Source organism: Bacteroides sp. 3_1_23 (assembly GCF_000162555.1).
In the GTDB taxonomy this organism is placed as follows: Bacteria; Bacteroidota; Bacteroidia; order Bacteroidales; family Bacteroidaceae; genus Bacteroides; species Bacteroides ovatus.
In genome coordinates this window covers 151,019-169,312 of record NZ_GG774949.1, presented here as the reverse complement: position 1 = coordinate 169,312, position 18,294 = coordinate 151,019, and the positions used below count along the sequence as shown (strand labels likewise).

General features: G+C 42.2%; 14 protein-coding genes. 13 read left to right on the top strand and 1 reads right to left on the bottom strand.

The genetic code is table 11. The annotated features are described in order from the left end of the window. Positions 1-32: 32 nt before the first annotated feature. Positions 33-632 (bottom strand): HU family DNA-binding protein, encoded by a 600-nt coding sequence (locus tag HMPREF9010_RS23155; protein WP_008646414.1) that lies wholly within the window; start codon positions 630-632, stop codon positions 33-35. 419 nt (positions 633-1,051) lie between these two features. Between HMPREF9010_RS23155 and HMPREF9010_RS23160 the strand changes: the two genes are divergently transcribed. From HMPREF9010_RS23160 to HMPREF9010_RS23215, 13 genes are all read left to right on the top strand, one after another. Beyond that, positions 1,052-4,471, top strand: a complete 3,420-nt coding sequence (locus HMPREF9010_RS23160) for a TonB-dependent receptor (RefSeq protein WP_032852401.1) — start codon at positions 1,052-1,054, stop codon at positions 4,469-4,471. A 20-nt stretch (positions 4,472-4,491) separates the two neighbouring features. Continuing rightward, positions 4,492-6,225: a RagB/SusD family nutrient uptake outer membrane protein gene (locus HMPREF9010_RS23165; protein ID WP_004310724.1), complete on the top strand. Its 1,734-nt coding sequence runs from the start codon at positions 4,492-4,494 to the stop codon at positions 6,223-6,225. Between the two features lie 19 nt (positions 6,226-6,244). Beyond that, positions 6,245-7,036, top strand: coding sequence for an endonuclease/exonuclease/phosphatase family protein (locus HMPREF9010_RS23170; protein WP_004310723.1), 792 nt, complete (start codon positions 6,245-6,247; stop codon positions 7,034-7,036). Positions 7,037-7,064: 28 nt separating this feature from the next. Further along, positions 7,065-9,221, top strand: coding sequence for an alpha-N-acetylglucosaminidase (locus tag HMPREF9010_RS23175; protein ID WP_008646412.1), 2,157 nt, complete (start codon positions 7,065-7,067; stop codon positions 9,219-9,221). Between the two features lie 8 nt (positions 9,222-9,229). Next, positions 9,230-10,372 carry a glycerate kinase gene (locus HMPREF9010_RS23180; RefSeq protein WP_032852400.1) on the top strand — a complete coding sequence of 381 codons (1,143 nt, stop codon included), beginning with the start codon at positions 9,230-9,232 and terminating at the stop codon, positions 10,370-10,372. 6 nt (positions 10,373-10,378) lie between these two features. Then, positions 10,379-11,635, top strand: coding sequence for a GntP family permease (locus HMPREF9010_RS23185; RefSeq protein WP_008646410.1), 1,257 nt, complete (start codon positions 10,379-10,381; stop codon positions 11,633-11,635). 14 nt (positions 11,636-11,649) lie between these two features. Continuing rightward, positions 11,650-12,735 carry an acyltransferase family protein gene (locus HMPREF9010_RS23190; protein ID WP_008646409.1) on the top strand — a complete coding sequence of 362 codons (1,086 nt, stop codon included), beginning with the start codon at positions 11,650-11,652 and terminating at the stop codon, positions 12,733-12,735. A 6-nt stretch (positions 12,736-12,741) separates the two neighbouring features. Next, the gene (locus tag HMPREF9010_RS23195; protein ID WP_008646408.1) at positions 12,742-14,925 is read left to right on the top strand and encodes an alpha-N-acetylglucosaminidase; all 2,184 of its coding nucleotides are present in this window, start codon (positions 12,742-12,744) and stop codon (positions 14,923-14,925) included. A 118-nt stretch (positions 14,926-15,043) separates the two neighbouring features. Next, a complete protein-coding gene (locus tag HMPREF9010_RS23200; protein WP_004317492.1) occupies positions 15,044-15,625 on the top strand; it encodes an RNA polymerase sigma factor in 582 nt (193 codons plus the stop codon). Positions 15,626-15,733: 108 nt separating this feature from the next. Further along, the gene (locus HMPREF9010_RS23205) at positions 15,734-16,690 is read left to right on the top strand and encodes a FecR family protein (RefSeq protein WP_008646407.1); all 957 of its coding nucleotides are present in this window, start codon (positions 15,734-15,736) and stop codon (positions 16,688-16,690) included. A 31-nt stretch (positions 16,691-16,721) separates the two neighbouring features. Continuing rightward, positions 16,722-17,276, top strand: coding sequence for an endonuclease/exonuclease/phosphatase family protein (locus HMPREF9010_RS23210; protein ID WP_232284301.1), 555 nt, complete (start codon positions 16,722-16,724; stop codon positions 17,274-17,276). 34 nt (positions 17,277-17,310) lie between these two features. After that, complete coding sequence (locus HMPREF9010_RS26430; RefSeq protein ID WP_232284300.1) at positions 17,311-17,496, top strand: endonuclease/exonuclease/phosphatase family protein; 186 nt, start codon at positions 17,311-17,313, stop codon at positions 17,494-17,496. A 7-nt stretch (positions 17,497-17,503) separates the two neighbouring features. Continuing rightward, positions 17,504-18,283, top strand: a complete 780-nt coding sequence (locus HMPREF9010_RS23215; protein ID WP_008646406.1) for a hypothetical protein — start codon at positions 17,504-17,506, stop codon at positions 18,281-18,283. Positions 18,284-18,294: the final 11 nt, after the last annotated feature.

Sequence of the window (18,294 nt, the reverse complement as noted above, 5' to 3'; positions counted from 1 at the left end):
TAGCTTCACTTTTGACACATTTTTTAGTCGCTTTATTTCTTTAAATATACTACCGTCTTACCTCCTCCATACTTTCGTATCATTCCTTCTTCTATGTATTTATTTAATAGTCCGATAGCCTTGTCCCGGTTTATTCCAGCCAATCTCATAAAATCAGCTCGGGTGATGCAACCTTGTTTTTCCAAGTGTTGTATAAGGACAGCGCGGCAGTTGTCTTCATCGGGTTTGCTATCGTTGCGATAGGGAGATTCCATACGTTCCAACTGTAACAGCTCCATGTTTTCGCGGAATTTCTTGTTGACGCGAAGGTTTATTTTGTTCAGATGAATGGAAGGAGAGCGGATTTCTTTCTTTTCCATTACTGGTCGTCCGCATTTCAGCGATAAAGAGAAATGGCCTAATTCTCCGACTTCCACAATCCAGCCTTGCTTTAACCAATGCTGTAATTCATCAGTAACTGCTTGCAGGCATCCTTCAATAGTGGCTTGGCTGAAACCATTGCTTTTAGATACCAACTCTATGAATTTCTTGGCATCAAGAGTTCCCGATGGAATCACTCGTGCGTGAAGTGGCTGTTGCTCATCCTTTTTTTGTGGGTTGCCACTGGCATAAAGATCGTAATAAACACTCATGTTTTATTTTGTTTTTAGTTATTCAGTAAATATAGTCTCCGGCTGCATGATTTTGTTCGTCGGACTATAGTCCGACGCAACATTGACTATAGTATTCCTTTCGTTGGACTATAGTTCTTCGAAAGATAAACTATAGTCCGACGAGTTAATTCGTGCACTCAAAGGTATTAATTATTTCAGGTAAAGACACTAATTTATGCATTAAATGAGAAAATACTATCTACCCCTTTCTATTTTTGCTATTAAAAACGATACCTTTGAAGTGTTTTCTTTCTTTTTATCAAGTATGGATTGATTTCCGGCAAGTTCTCCTATATTTTCCGAATTAATATTCATTAACTTATTTGCCGTAATACTTTTTAATATCTCTTGTGTATTAGCTAATAGATATTGAACTATTAACTTTAAAGACTAATATTATGGAAAAAGATTCTCCTTTTTCATCCACCGGCAGAAGGTGTATTGTAACCCTAATGTGCATATTTGTCACTGCTTTTGTTTATGCACAACAGCAAAAAATATCGGTTAGTATCAAAGAGCTTCCTCTTAAAGAGGCTATCAGTCAGATAGCAGAGAAGGCATCGATGAATGTAGCCTATAGCAAAGAATTTGTGGATACGAGTAGGAAAGTGTCATTGGAGGTAAAAGACACAGAGGTAAACAAAGCGCTAACTCTTTTGCTAAAAGGGACTAACATTGGGTTCCGTTTCCTGGATGACAGTATTTTATTTTATAATAAAGAATATCAAAATAAAACTGAACCTGTTGATTCGCAAGGAGAGAAAAAGGAACTGTATGTGAAAGGTAAAGTTACTGACGAGAATGCGGAGCCGATCATCGGAGCCACCGTATCGGTAAAAGGCTCGACTACAGGTACAATCACCGATGTCAATGGTCAGTATTCCATTAAGGTACCCTATGGAAGTACACTTCGGTACTCATACGTCGGCTACCGTGAAGAAAGCGTCATAGCGAAAGCAACGACAGTAAACGTAGTGATGAAAGAAAATGCTGTCAGCTTGGAAGATGTAGTAGTTGTAGGCTATGGCGTGCAAAAGAAAGTGAATGTAACAGGTGCCGTATCTATGGTTAAAGCGGAGGCTATTGAGAACAGACCTATTACTAACGTAACTACGGGTCTGCAAGGATTGTTGCCTGGAGTTAGTATCGTTTCCTCTTCGGGGCAGCCGGGTGCTGTGCCCAGCATCAACATTCGTGGTACGGGAACCATCAATAGTAGTACAGCACCTTTGATCTTGATTGACGGAGTAGCCGGGGGAGACATCAACTTATTGAATCCTTCGGACATCGAAAGCGTATCAGTACTGAAAGATGCCGCCTCATCAGCTATTTATGGAGCACGTGCCGCTAACGGTGTTATTCTTGTAACGACTAAAAAGGGAGAAAAGAAAGAGCGCGTAGTATTCCAATATAACGGATATGCCGGATTCCAGACTCCCACAGCATTGCCCGAACTTGTTAATGGAAGGGAATACATGGAACTCTCCAATGAAGCCATGAGTGCTGCCGGATTTTCCAAGCCCTATACACAAGAGGCTTTCGATAAATATGATTCGGGATTGTACCCCAACGAATATTCCAATACAGACTGGATTGACGAAATATACAAAAGCCGGGCTTTTCAAACGGGGCATAATGTGAGCGCACGGGGTGGAAGCGAGAAAACCGGATTTTTTATGTCGTATGGTTTCCTGGATCAGGATGGACTGGTTGTAGGTGACGGATATAGTTCCAAAAGACATAATGCGCGTATCAGTGTAAACACGGAGGTATATGATCGTTTGAAACTGACCGGACAGATGAGCTATGTCGATTTCTATAAAAAGGACTTAGGTTATAGCGGCACATCAGGAGTATTTCGCCTGTCACAGCGTATGTCTCCGTTACTTCCCGTCATGTGGCAAATTCCTGATGAGAATGGCCGGATGGTAGATAGTGAGAACTGGTCGTACGGTTCGGTGCGTAACCCCTTGCAGGTAGCCTATGAGTCGGGAATGGAAGAACGGAAAACACGTGTGCTCAATGGTATTTTCAATGCAGATCTCAAAATTATAGACGGACTGAATGCAGGTATGCAGTACTCTGCTAATATATATACCCGCCAGGTGGATGAGTTTAACCCGAAGATGTTGTCTTATTACTCGGACGGTAGCCCGTTGAAAGCAAATGAAGATGCCAAGGACTATATCTCACAAAGCCATCTTGACGTTATGACCCAAACGCTGCAATTCACCCTGAACTTTAATAAAACCATAGGACGCCACGAGTTGGGAGCATTGTTGGGATTTTCGCAAGAGTGGGAAAACAGAAGCACACTGGGTGCTACGCGTGATAATGTGATGGTTGAGGATATTCACGTTATTAGTGCCGGAATGATTAATTTTATGAATAGCGGAACAAAAGACGAGTGGGCTTTGCGTTCTTACTTTGGTCGTGTCAACTATGCTTTTGACGGTAAATACCTGTTTGAAGCTAACCTGCGCGCCGATGGAACTTCAAGATTTGCCAAGGGCAATCGTTGGGGATATTTTCCATCGTTCTCGGCAGGATGGAACTTTTCACGTGAAAAATTCATGGAGTTCGCTACTTCGGTATTGAGCTCGGGTAAGCTGCGTGCTTCCTGGGGTGAGTTGGGAAATCAGAACATTCCCGGTAATTACTACCCTTACTTGTCACCTATCATAACCGAAGAGTCTTATCCTATCGGAGCTTCTAATACACCTGTTATGGGACTTTGGCAAAATAAAATCGGTAATCCCGACATCAAGTGGGAAACCATCCGCATGCTTAATTTCGGGGTAGACCTTAGTTTTTTGAACAATAGACTGAATGTGGACTTTGATTGGTATAAGAAAGAAAATATTGATGCATTGGTTCGTCCCGATGTTCCGGCTATTGTCGGGGTTTCCAGTAGTAACGTAGGTTATGTCAATCTTGGTAAGATTGATGTCAAAGGATGGGAGCTTAATTTGTCATGGCGTGATAAGATCGGAAGTGTAAATTACAATCTCGGGTTCAATCTGTCGGACGCTCGTAATAAGATTACCGATTTGGGTGGAACTCCGGAGTCGCTGACCAGTACGGCTTCCGGTTCGTATCGTCGGGTAGGTGATCCGATAGGTGCTTTCTATGGTTATCTGACTGATGGGCTGGCGCAAGTGTATGACTTTGAATCAGTGAATACAACTACAGGTAAGTACCAGAAACCAAAATTTCCTCTTGTTGCATCACAAAACGGCATTGTACAGCCCGGAGATATTAAGTATCGGGACATCAGTGGTCCTGACGGCACTCCTGACGGGGTAATTGATGACTACGACAAAGTGGTGTTTGGCGAGAAAGAACCCCATTACACCTATGCAATCAAGGGTGGTTTAGAATGGAAAGGCATTGATTTCAGTTTCTATTTGCAAGGCGTAGGCAAAGTTGCCGGTTACCTTGAGGATGAGGCTCGGCATGCGTTTATCAATGACTACTCAATCCCTAAAAAAGAGCATCTTGACAGATGGACGCCTATGAATCCAAATGCTTCTTATCCCAGACTTTATCAGTCGCAGGAGCACAACAGGCTCTTCAGTGACTACTGGAAAGAGGATGCATCGTACTTGCGTCTGAAGAATATTCAGATAGGTTATCGTTTTCCTGCCCGAATGGTGGCACCTCTTGGCATTAATAGTCTTAGAGTATATGCTTCGGCAGATAACTTGTTTACTAAAACCGATTACTTCGGAGCTTATGACCCTGAAGTGAGAACCACCAGCGGAGATGTCTATCCGCAAGTAAAAACCTATGTTTTTGGATTATCAATAACATTCTAACCTATTAAACGACTATAAAGATGAAATACTCAAAATACTTTTTAATCATTGCTTTCTTTGGTATAGTTACCTCATGTAGCGATTTTCTGGATAGAACGAACCCTAACGAGCCGGACAATGTAACATTCTGGGTAAATGAAGATCAGCTTAAAAATGCCTTGCCTCCCTGTTACGAAGCTTTACAAAAAGACTATCTCGTGAATTGGAGTGAATCGACGGCCGAAACTGTTATGTGGGGGAATATTACTAGTGGACTAAGTAAGGTTTCGGGAGGCAAGCACTCTTATACTGACGGCTTCCCCTTCACTACCTATTGGACAGGAGCATATAGCTATATTTATCGCTGCAATAATTTTCTGGACAACTATAATAAAGCGCAGGTAGCTCAAAATAAGAAGGACGTTTATGCCGCAGAAGTAAAAACTATCCGGGCGCTTATGTACTTTTACCTCACGACATTTTGGGGTGATGTACCTTGGGTAGGAGAAGTCATTCAGCCCGAAGATGCATATATCGAACGTACTCCCAGAGAGAAAGTCATTGACCAGCTCGTCGAGGATTTGAAATGGGCGGCAGAGCGCATGCCTGAAGAAAGGTATACAGGCGATAAGCTGGGAAGGCTTGACCGCTGGGGCGCTTTAGCCATATTGGCACGTATTGCTTTGCAAAACGAAAGATGGGAACTGGCTGCAAAAACGAGTGAATATATCATCGAAAACAGTCCCTATGGTCTGTATGAATATGAAAAACTATTTCATCACGAAGGGGATGTCGAGAATGATCCGAAAAATATCGAAGCCATCGTATATAGCCTTTTTGTACCTGAAATCCGTACACAAAGTCTGCCCAATGAAACTTGCAGTCCGACAGACTATATACGTCTCAATCCAACGAAGTCATTAGTGGATGCCTATCTGTGTACGGACGGTAAACCGGCAAAAACCGGATTGGAATATTATAAAAAGACCGGTGTGCAGACCTCATCGTTATACAAGTCGCCTGAAGAGCATTATGTGGATTACTTCCAGAACAGAGATCCTAGAATGAAGATGACTTTATATGCTCCGGGTGACAAATGGCCGGGAGGAGATGACGGTGACCCTGATACGGATAAGGCCAACGAGATATTTAATCTGCCTCGTTTTGCTTCATTGCAAGATAATAACCGTGTGGGGGCAAATAGCCGTACAGGTTTCTATCTGAAAAAGTATAACGATATTGATTTGGCCGGCTCAAGTGTGGGTGGGCATGGAAATCTCAATGTCATCCGCTTTGCCGAAATCTTGCTGATTTATGCCGAGGCCACTTTCGAACTACAAGGCAAGAAACTGACACAAACACAGATTGATTACTCCATCAACAGGCTTAGAGATCGTGTGAATATGCATCGTATGAACCTTGACGAACTTAGCGCATGGGGGATGGATCTCGAAACCGAATTGAGAAGAGAACGTCGCATTGAGTTGGCAGGTGAAGGAACAAGATACGCCGATGTGATGCGCTGGCGTGAAGGCGAACTTCGCTTTGGACGTGCCATCACCGGTCCCAGCCTGAAAGTTTGTATGAATGATTTGGGCGCTAACCCATATCCCGATACCGGAGTAGATGAGTTTGGTGATGTTATCTACGAAAAGTCTACTGCGGAAGGCGGAGCACGCTACTTCGACGCAACGAAACATTATTTGTGGCCCGTGCCTAATCCCGAGCGTCAGAAGAATCCTCTGTTAGGACAAAATCCGGGCTGGGAAAAGTAATCATTAAAAAATAGAAACCATGTATTCAATGAAGAAATATTTATTATTGTTTTTATGCCTGACTTTGGGTGTTGCCTATGCGCAAGATACTCTACGGGTGCGGGTAATGACCTATAATTTAAGATTTGGCGAACTGGCATCTTTAGAGGAACTTGCTCATCACATCAAATCCTTCAAACCTGATTTTGTGGCGCTTCAGGAAGTGGATAGCAAAACAGACCGTAAGCGTACCCCGCATCAGAAGGGGAAGGATTTTATATCCGAACTTGCCTATCATACAGGGATGTTTGGGCTTTACGGAAAAACGATTGACTATTCTACCGGTTATTACGGTATTGGGATGTTAAGTAAATATCCATATATTTCTGTCCAAAAGATAATGTTGCCCCATCCGGTCAAAGAGCATGAGAGACGGGCCATGTTGGAGGGATTATTCGAAATGGGTAATGATACCATTGTTTTTACCTCTACGCATCTGGACGTCAACTCTCAAGAAACACGGGCGGAGCAAATAAAATTTATTACCGGGCATTTCAAAAATTATAAATATCCTGTAATTTTGGGAGGTGATTTCAACGCGCGTCATTACTCCGAGGCAATACGTGGTATGGATAGCTGGTTTGCTGCAAGCAACGATGATTTTGGAATGCCGGCATGGAAACCTGTGATTAAGATCGATTACTTGTTTGCTTACCCGCAAAAAGGATGGCGCGTGATTAGTACACAAACTGTTCAGTCGCTTTTGTCAGACCATTTACCGATTATTACGGAACTGGAATATGTGAAAGAAGCGTCAAAGAAAAAATATTGATACTCACTTATAACATTTATGATTTTCTATGATACATACAATAATCAAGTATTTACTGATTTCAGCAACGCTTTTTTTCTGCTCATGCCACAAGCCTAAGACGGATATTATCACCCCCGCCAAACAGTTAATAGAACGTCAGATTGGGGAAAGAGCACAGTCTATCCACTTTGAATATATCGAACCATCCGACGGTAAAGATATATTCGAAGTGATAGCAAGCGACGGCCGGCTTACCTTAAGGGGAAGTAGCTCCGTTGCTATCTGTTACGCTTTTCATACGTACATGAAAGAGGCCTGCAAGAGTATGAAAACATGGAGCGGTGAACACATAACGTCGGTGATGCTGTGGCCCGATTATGAATTGTATGAACAGGTGTCCCCTTATGAGTTGCGCTATTTCCTTAATGTTTGTACATTCGGCTACACTACCCCTTACTGGGACTGGGAGCGTTGGGAAAAGGAAATTGACAGGATGGCTCTTTATGGTGTAAATATGCCCTTGGCTACCGTGGCCAGCGAAGCCATTGCGGAACGGGTATGGCTGCGTATGGGATTGAACAAAGAAGAAATCCGTGAGTTTTTCACTGCCCCTGCACACCTTCCCTGGCATCGCATGGGCAATCTGAACAAGTGGGACGGTCCCTTATCTGATGCCTGGCAACAGAACCAAATCGCTTTGCAGCATCAAATCCTGACCCGTATGCGCGAGTTGGGTATGCAGCCCATAGCGCCTGCGTTTGCAGGTTTCGTGCCGGAAGGATTCGTCCAGAAACATCCCGACACACAATTCCGGCACATGCGGTGGGGTGGTTTTGATGAAGAGTACAACGCCTATGTATTGCCACCGGATTCACCTTTTTTCGAAGAGATAGGCAAACTGTTTGTCGAAGAGTGGGAAAAAGAGTTTGGAGAAAATACGTATTATCTCTCGGATAGTTTTAATGAGATGGAACTGCCTATCGATAAGGCAGATAAAGAAGCGAAATATAAGTTATTGGCCGAGTATGGAGAAACGATCTATAAATCAATTACAGCCGGAAACCCGGATGCCGTTTGGGTTACACAGGGATGGACATTCGGATATCAACATTCATTCTGGGATAAAGAATCGCTTAAAGCCTTGTTAAGCAATGTACCTGATGATAAAATGATTATCATTGATTTGGGCAATGATTATCCGAAATGGGTGTGGAACACCGAGCAGACATGGAAAGTACATGATGGGTTTTACGGAAAGAAATGGATATTCAGCTATGTACCCAACTTTGGTGGGAAAAACACCATGACAGGAGACTTGGACATGTATGCTAGTTCCTCGGTCAAAGCATTACGTGCCGCAAATAAAGGTAACTTGATTGGGTTCGGTTCTGCCCCTGAAGGACTCGAAAACAATGAGGTTGTTTACGAACTGTTAGCCGATATGGGATGGTCATCGGATAGTATCGACCTGGACGATTGGATGAAGATATACTGCGAGGCCCGTTATGGAGGATATCCCGATGCCATGGAGGAAGCTTGGAAACTTTTTCGGAAAACAGCATATAGTTCTTTATATTCATACCCCCGTTTTACCTGGCAAACTGTAGTACCCGATCAACGGCGGATTAGTAAAATCGACCTTAGTGATGATTACTTGCAGGCTATACGTTTGTATGCTAGTTGCGCTGACGAACTGAAAAGCTCTGAATTATACAGAAACGACCTCATAGAGTTTGTTTCGTATTATGTGGCGGCTAAAGCTGAAAATTTTTATAAGCAGGCCCTGAAAGATGATTCGGAGAATCGTGTTCTCGCAGCGCAACGTAATCTGCAACAAACTGTTGATTTGTTGATGGACGTTGACAGGCTATTGGCTTCTCATCCTTTATATCGATTAGAAGAATGGGTGGAACTTGCGCGCAATAGCGGAACAACTCTTCAGGAAAAAGATGCTTATGAAGCAAATGCCAAACGCTTGATTACAAGTTGGGGTGGTATTCAGGAGGATTATGCTGCTCGTTTCTGGAGCGGGCTGATTAAAGACTACTATATCCCTCGTATACAGCTCTATTTCACAAAAGACCGGAATAAAATCCGAGAATGGGAGGAGCAATGGATTACATCTCCCTGGAGTAACAGTACGACTCCGTTTGATGATCCGGTCGAGGCTGCATTGAGTTTAATAGAGAAAACAAATAAGTGATAGCTTTTATGAAAAAGATTGTATTGGCATTCGACTCGTTTAAAGGTTCGGTCGGTTCTTTCGAGATAGCGAAAGCTGCCGAAAAAGCGATTCAGGAGGAATTACCCGACTGTCAGATTATACGTTTCCCCATAGCTGATGGCGGCGAAGGGACTACAGAAGCTCTATGCTCTGCCCTTCATGCCCAAACGGTGTCATGTCGGGTGCATGATCCATTCATGAAGCCAATTGAAGTATCGTATGGTATCGTAAACAATGGTGCGATGGCTATTATCGAAATGGCCTCGGCCTGCGGTCTGCCATTGATTGATTCAAATCGGAGAAACCCCATGAAGACTACGACTTATGGAGTTGGAGAGATGGTTGCTGATGCATTAAAACGCGGGTGTCGGGAATTCATTATCGGTATCGGCGGAAGTGCTACGAATGATGCGGGAATTGGTATGCTGAAGGCTTTAGGTGCACGCTTTTTAGATAGCGGAAACGGTGAGTTGGAGCCTGTCGGTGAAAATCTGATAAAAGTTTATCAAATAGATATTTCCCAATTGAATCCGGCATTGAAGGAGAGTCACTTTACGATCGCCTGTGATGTTAGTAATCCATTTTTTGGAAAAGAGGGTGCGGCCTATGTATATGCTCCCCAAAAAGGGGCAAATAGTTTGCAAGTGATAGAGTTGGACAATGGGTTGCGGCATTATGCACAGGTGATAAAGGAATATACAAATATGGATATATCGCAGTTTCCCGGTGCCGGAGCAGCCGGAGGAATGGGAGGTGGCCTGCTTCCGTTTTTGAATGCAGAATTGCAATCCGGAATAGAAGTTATATTGAAAACGCTTCGTTTCGAAGAGGTCGTCCGACAGGCAGACCTGATACTGACCGGAGAGGGGAAACTGGATCGCCAGACTGGTATGGGAAAGGCGCTGGACGGAGTTTTATGTGTCGGTGAGAGATGTCAGGTTCCGGTGATAGCGTTGGGGGGAGCGGTCGAAGCCACCGAAGCGCTAAATAGGATGGGGTTTACTGCCGTACTGCCTATTCAACCTTTTCCGGTAACACTTGAAGAGGCGATGCGATCGGAGTTTACGAAAGAAAACATAGAGAGAACGGTGCGACAGGTGGTGAGAATCATAAAACAATTTACTAAATAATACTCAATGACAGCGATAGGCGCATTAATCGGGCTTTCATTATCCATACTGTTAATCATAAGAAAGCTTTCTCCGACATACAGTCTGATTATCGGAGCGATAGTCGGAGGGTTGTTGGGAGGACTATCTTTAAATGAGACCGTTACGGTGATGACCGAAGGGGTGAAAGAGGTCACCCCGGCGGTATTGCGGATTCTGACAGCTGGAGTCTTGTCAGGCATATTAATACAAACCGGGGCTACCACGGTCATCTCCAATGCGATTATAAACAAAATGGGTGAAAAACGGGTATTTATGGCATTGGCACTCGCAACGATGTTGCTTTGTACGGTAGGCGTCTTTATTGATGTGGCTGTGATAACCGTTGCGCCGGTGGCTCTTTCGATAGGCAAGCGTCTAAACCTGTCTCCATCTGTATTGCTTATTGCTATGATCGGGGGAGGTAAATGTGGAAATATCATATCACCTAACCCGAACACTATTATAGCAGCCGGAAATTTTAATGCGGATTTATCGTCTGTAATGTTTGCCAATATTTTACCGGCAGTGGTCGGTTTGTTTTTCACTGTTTTCGTTATTGTCCGTCTGATGCCTCAATCGGTAAAAAACAAAAAAATGATGATGCAAACAGAGGATAAAGAGGAAGAGAGAAATCTGCCCTCGTTAAGAACCAGTCTGATTGCTCCTGTTGTTACGATTGTTTTATTGGCATTACGTCCTGCGGCAGGAATCAATATTGATCCTTTGATAGCTTTGCCGGTAGGTGGCTTATGTGGTGCTATCTGTATGAAACAATGGAAAAACATTCTTCCGAGTATAGAATATGGACTGCAAAAGATGTCTGTGGTAGCTATTCTGTTGATAGGAACCGGGACTATTGCCGGCATCATAAAGAACTCTTCTTTGAAAGACTGGATTCTTACAGGATTAGATCATGCTCATATTAGTGATGCATTGATTGCTCCTATATCAGGCGCGTTGATGTCGGCGGCTACCGCATCGACAACAGCCGGAGCGACACTGGCTTCTTCTTCGTTTGCTGAAACGATATTGGCTATAGGCATTTCTGCAGTTTGGGGAGCGGCTATGATTAATTCCGGAGCTACAGTTCTTGACCATTTGCCACATGGTTCGTTCTTTCATGCGACAGGAGGCGTATGCGAACTCAATTTTAAGGAACGTCTGAAGCTGATACCTTATGAATCGCTTATAGGGATAGTGTTAGCTGCCGGAACGACTATTTTATATATAATAAGTAATTAAAAGAATCAAATATTATGAATCCGAACAAACGGTTACTTTCGCTTGATGTACTTCGGGGTATTACTGTTGCCGGGATGATCTTGGTCAACAATACAGGAAAGTGCGGGTATAACTTTGCCGCTTTTGCACACGCCAAGTGGGATGGTTTTTCGCCGGCCGATCTGGTATTCCCGATGTTTATGTTCCTGATGGGTATTTCGACCTACATTTCCTTGTGTAAGTATAACTTCCAGTGTCGACCGGCCATTGCGAAAATCATAAAAAGAAGTCTCTTATTAATATTTATTGGTCTGGTTATGGAGTGGTTCATAACAGCAATAGATAGTGGTAACTATTTTGATTTGAGTCAGCTCCGGTTGATGGGAGTTATGCAACGGCTCGGAATTTGTTATGGCATTACAGCCTTATTGGCTGTAACAATACCACATAAGCGGTTTATGCCATTAGCCATCATTTTGCTGATTGTCTACTTTATATTTCAGTTATTTGGAAACGGATTTGAAAAAAGTGCGGATAATATCGTCGGGATGATTGATTCGGCTATTTTAGGGTCTAACCACATGTATCTTCAGGGCCGCCAGTTTGTCGATCCCGAGGGGATACTTAGTACGATTCCCGCTGTGTCTCAAGTGATGATAGGTTTTGTTTGCGGAAAGATAATCATCGATATTAAAGACAATGACCGCCGGATGCTGAATCTATTCCTTATAGGTACCACGCTGTTGTTTGCCGGCTATTTGTTAAGCTATGCCTGTCCTTTGAATAAACGTTTGTGGTCTCCTTCGTTTGTTTTGCTTACTTGTGGGATTGCGGCATTGTCATTGGCATTGCTGCTTTATATCATTGATGTGAAGCAGAATAAAAAGTGGTTTTCGTTTTTTGAAGCATTTGGAGCGAATCCGCTTGTAATTTATGTGTTTAGCTGCATAGCCGGAGGATTGCTTGTGCATTGGCATATCCATACGGCTGTATTCAATAATTTGCTTAACCCGTTATTCGGAAATTACTTCGGTTCATTTATGTACGGTGTATTTTTCCTGTTGTGCAATGGGCTGTTGGGATATATTTTGTTAAAAAGAAAAATCTATATAAAATTATAAATCAGGATGAAAAGAAAAAGTGTATACACGTGTCTGGTTATGCTGCTTATGTCGTTGGCTCTTCAGGCTAAAGACAAAGACGTAGCTGTTGCGGAAGCATTATTGAAACGTTTGCTACCGTCATACATCGAGAGTTTTCAGTTTCAAAAGTTAAAAGGAGAGAAAGACTGCTTTACAATAGAGTCCGTAAAAGATAAAATTGTAATCGGTGGAAACAACGCCAATTCAATGGCGATGGGACTGAACCATTACTTGAAATATTACTGTCTCACTACAGTGTCTTGGTATGCGGATATAGCCGTTGAAATTCCTGAAGAATTGCCGATGGTTGGTGAGAAGGTGATTTCGGAAGCGAGAGTGGATACTCGTTTTTTCCTGAATTACTGCACGTATGGTTACACGATGCCTTGGTGGCAATGGAAAGAATGGGAACGTTTTATTGACTGGATGGCCCTTAATGGTATAAATATGCCTTTGGCAATTACTGGACAAGAAGCCGTGTGGTATAAAGTCTGGTCGAAAATGGGAATGTCGGACATCGAAATACGCTCTTACTTCACGGGACCGCCGTATCTGCCCTGGCATCGGATGGCTAACATAGATCGTTGGAACGGTCCGTTGCCGATGGAATGGCTGGAACACCAGGTAAGCTTGCAGAAAAAAATACTCGCGCGTGAGCGTGAATTGAATATGAAGCCTGTATTGCCAGCCTTTGCCGGACATGTACCTGCCGATTTAAAACGGCTCTATCCCGAGGCCGATATTCAACATTTGGGCAAATGGGCCGGCTTTGCTGATGCATACCGTTGTAATTTTCTGAACCCTAACGATGCTTTGTTTGCGAAAATTCAGAAGCTATTTCTTGATGAACAAAAAAAACTTTTCGGAATCGATCATATTTATGGTTTAGATCCTTTCAATGAGGTTGACCCGCCCAGTTTCGAACCCGAATATTTGCGGAAGATAGTTTCGGATATGTACGCTACATTGACGGCTGCCGATCCCAAAGCCCAATGGATGCAAATGACATGGATGTTTTATTTTGATAAAGATAAATGGACTTCCGAGCGAATGAAGGCTTTGCTGACAGGAGTGCCACAGAATAAAATGATATTACTTGATTATCATTGTGAAAATGTTGAATTATGGAAAAGAACAGAGCATTTTCATGATCAGCCCTATATTTGGTGTTATCTGGGCAATTTCGGGGGAAACACGACTTTGACAGGTAACGTCAAAGAAAGTGGCGCACGACTTGAGAATGCTCTTATTAACGGTGGAGGCAACCTTAAAGGAATCGGCTCTACGCTGGAAGGATTGGATGTGATGCAATTTCCCTACGAATACATTCTTGAGAAAGCATGGAACCTGAATGTAGATGATAATAAATGGATTGAATGTCTGGCTGACAGGCATGTGGGATGCGTGTCGCAGTCTGTGCGCGATGCTTGGAAACGATTATTCAATGACATTTATGCACAAGTGCCGCGCACATTGGGTACTTTACCCGGGTATCGCCCTGCATTGAATAAGAACAGTGAAAAACGGACAAGTAATGTGTACAGCAATGTTGAACTACTAGAGGTCTGGAGAAAACTGAACGAAGCACCTTCTGACCGGAGAGATGCTTTTCGCCTGGATTTGATTACTGTAGGCAGACAGGTGCTTGGAAACTACTTTCTTGATGTGAAAATGGAGTTTGACAGGATGGTTGAAGCTAAAGACTATCAGGCTTTGAAAGCTTGCGGCGAGAAAATGAAGGAGATATTGCATGATTTGGATAAGCTGAATGCTTTTCATCCTTACTGTTCGCTGGATAAATGGATTGATGATGCACGGAAGATGGGAGATTCTCCCCAGTTGAAAGACTATTATGAAAAGAACGCTCGCAACTTGATTACGACTTGGGGAGGAAGCCTGAACGATTATGCCAGCCGTTCGTGGGCAGGACTGATAAGAGATTATTATGCAAAACGCTGGGAGGTGTATATCAATACATTCATCAAAGCGGTTGGGGAAGGTGTAGAGGTGGATCAGAAGCAACTTGAAGATGAATTAAAAGAAATAGAAGAAGGTTGGGTAAATGCAACTGATCGGAAGGATACTCGAAAAGATGTTCATTCAACAACTGACGGATTATTATCCTTCTCCACCTTTTTATTCAGCAAATATCAAAGACTGGTGAAATAAATAAGAGGCCTGTTTCATTTGTTGTTCGCGAATCATGCTATATCAGAAAGAATTAATATATTTGAAAATAAGGACTTGATATAATAAGCTTTTTATTTTCATATTTAAAATGATTAAGATGTCCCAGAAATACTCACAGGATGAAGCCCAAGCTTTGGTTAAGGCTCTGAAAGAGGGGAACCAGCTGGCATTTAGTATTGTATACAAGACGTATGCGGCGCAGACCTTTTCTTTGGCATTTAAATATTTGCTGAATAAAGAATTGGCTGAAGATGCCGTGCAGAACTTATTCTTAAAACTCTGGCTGAAAAAAGAAGAGATCGACGAAACAAAACCTATAAACAGATACCTTTTTACGATGTTGAAGAACGATCTGCTCAATACGTTGAGAGATTCAAAGAAAAATATCTATTTGCTTGAGGATTGTCTTTCAATGGTTTTGGAATTGGAAGACAATTCTCAAAATGAAAACCTTAAGCAAGAACAAATGAACATTATACAGCAAGCTCTTGAGCAACTTTCGCCGCAACGCCGCAAGGTTTTTGAAATGAAAGTTTCGGGAAAATACTCCAATCAGGAAATAGCTGATAAACTTAATCTTTCGATCAATACAATTAAATTTCAATATAGCCAATCTTTGAAGCAGATTCGCGCGACAGTGGGAGAGCTTAGCTTGTTGTTGCTTTATTGTATGATGTAGTTTTATCACTTTTTGCTGATATGGAACGTTCTTTTGAATTAACACGGTTTAACGTAGTCTGTATAATACTTTTTTGTAACAGTGTGTATTACTAATAGATATTGAAATATGAAATCAAAAAAGAAACATACAAATCAGGACTTTGAAGTAGTTGACGGCATCGGGAAATATATGGATGACGACATTCAGAGGATAATAGAAGGCAAACAGCTCGAATTGGGCGACAGAGAATTGCCTCCTTTTGATGAATATCGCATTTATAAGAATATTCAGGAAGCCGTGATGCGGGAAGAAAAACGAAAGAACAGGAGAATAAGGATGCCATTGTTCTTTAAGTGGACGGTAGCCTGTGCAATTGTTTTGCTAGTGATAGGTGTGGGATATAATTTCTATCAAAGTCATAATGAGGCAAACCTTGTTTATCGGGAGGTCTGTGCTGTAAGGGGGGAGAAGCTACTCGTATTACTTCCCGATGGTAGCCGGGTGTGGTTAAATGCCGATTCTAAATTGACCTATCCGGAACAGTTTGCAAAATACAACAGGAATGTTACGCTGGAAGGAGAGGCTTATTTTGAGATAGCAGAAAACAAGAAATCCCCTTTTCAGGTACTTGCCGAGAATGTGAAAATACAAGTGACGGGAACGTGTTTCAATGTAAAAGCATACGCTTCGGATAAGGTAATCAAAACTACACTCGACGAAGGAAGTATAAATATCGGGCATGTGCAAAGCCGCAGGCCTATGCAGCAAATGCTTCCCGGACAAACTGCAGTTTATGAGAAAAGGAGTAATGTAATAAAAATAAAAACTGATAGATATCACGATGATGCTTCGAGTTGGAAGAGTAACCGGCTTATTTTCAGAAATGCATCATTGAAAGAGGTGCTTACAACACTCTCGCGTCATTTTGATATAGAGATTACAGTTAAAAACGAAAAGATTGCTTCGTTTACGTACGACTTCGTTTGTAAAGGGAACGATTTGAACTATGTGTTGGAGGTGATGCAATCCATAACACCGGTTAGCTTTAAAAAAATATCAGAATATACATATACCGTTGAATAAGTAAACTTAATCTAATAACAAAAACAAATTTATGAAAGCACTTTTAAAGCCCATTGTATGGGTATGCCTTTTCTTCTTTGCGTATCAAAGTACGTATGCGCAGGCTCTTAAAATAATGAGCTATAATTGCCGGATGTCCGGACAGATGACTGGTTACTCGGTGAAGGAGTATGCTGTATTTATCAGGAAATACAATCCGGATGTTGTAATGTTGCAAGAGATAGATTACAACACAAAAAGGAATAAAAATCAGGATTTCACCACTCAACTGGCTGCGGAGTTGGGATTGTTTTCCGTATTCGGGAAAGCGATGGATACTGGTGGTGGAGAATATGGAGTAGCTATCCTTTCAAAATATCCTTTTGTTTATATCAATAACAAAACTTTTGAAGGTATAGACGGAGCCAAAGAACCCCGGACACTATTATATGTAGATATTCAGGAACCGGGAACTTCAGACGTAATCAGGATAGGAACGACTCACCTGGATCATTCGACGGACCTGATAAGGAGCGCAATGGCTGAACAGATTAATGAACGGATTGGTACGGGAGATACCCCGACACTGCTGGGGGGGAGATTTTAATGCCCGGACCGACTCTAATGTGATTTGTGAGGTAATGAAGAACTGGCAGAGAATCTGCGATGATACATTCACCTATCCGGCAGATCAGCCGACAATCAAGATTGATTATATATTCGGACTTCCACAGAATAAGTGGAAAGTGAAGTCGTTTAAAGTTTTATCTAATCCGGAAGTATCTGACCACAGGGCTTTGTTTGCTGAAGTTGAATTTATAAAATGAATGGAATATGAAATCAAACTATCTATATCTGCTATTTATATGTGTCATCTCTTGCCTGTTCGTTTCGTGTAGTGATGAGGATAACAAGGGAGAAAATATTCCGGAATGGAACCGGTTCAGAACAACTAACGTATTGGTTTATGCGCACTTGTCAGAGCAAAATTTATTTAGCTCTTGTAGTTATAAAGAGGTGGCGTCATCTATCAGAAACACTGTTCATTCAGTGGCATTGTTGGACAGGACGAACGCTGTCTATGGGCAAACTGCAATCATAAATACGGGTACGGAGACTGCTAGAGAGAGTAAGAAAGTGCCGGTGTTTGTACCTGTCAGCTATAGTAACGGAGAGAAAAAGATAATCGGCAGTACGGTTCTTTTTCCTTCTACTATTTCCGAAATGACACAATATGTAGTAAAAAACGATTGCAGATATCTTGAAACAAAAACAGAAGCAGTGAACGGAATAGATATGCTCTTCTGTTCTGTATCATTAAATAGTGAAGACCTGATAGCTCCGGCTGTCGACGTTTTCAAGAAAAAGGTAAACGAACAGACGGTTCTGGTAGGCACTGTTAAACGTGCGTTATTGCCTAATCTTGAGTCGGCAATTACTTCTAACTTAACTTCTGATACCTATTCTTTCGTAGAAGTGGAAAATAGAAATAGAGACTCCGAGTATTGTATATTTGTCCTGACTTCACACAAATGGGCTTTTAGGGGGGTAACCGAAACAAGTGTAAGCGGAGATTTACATTGTTTTCAATTACAAATCGAATCTTTAAAATAAAAAATGAACGG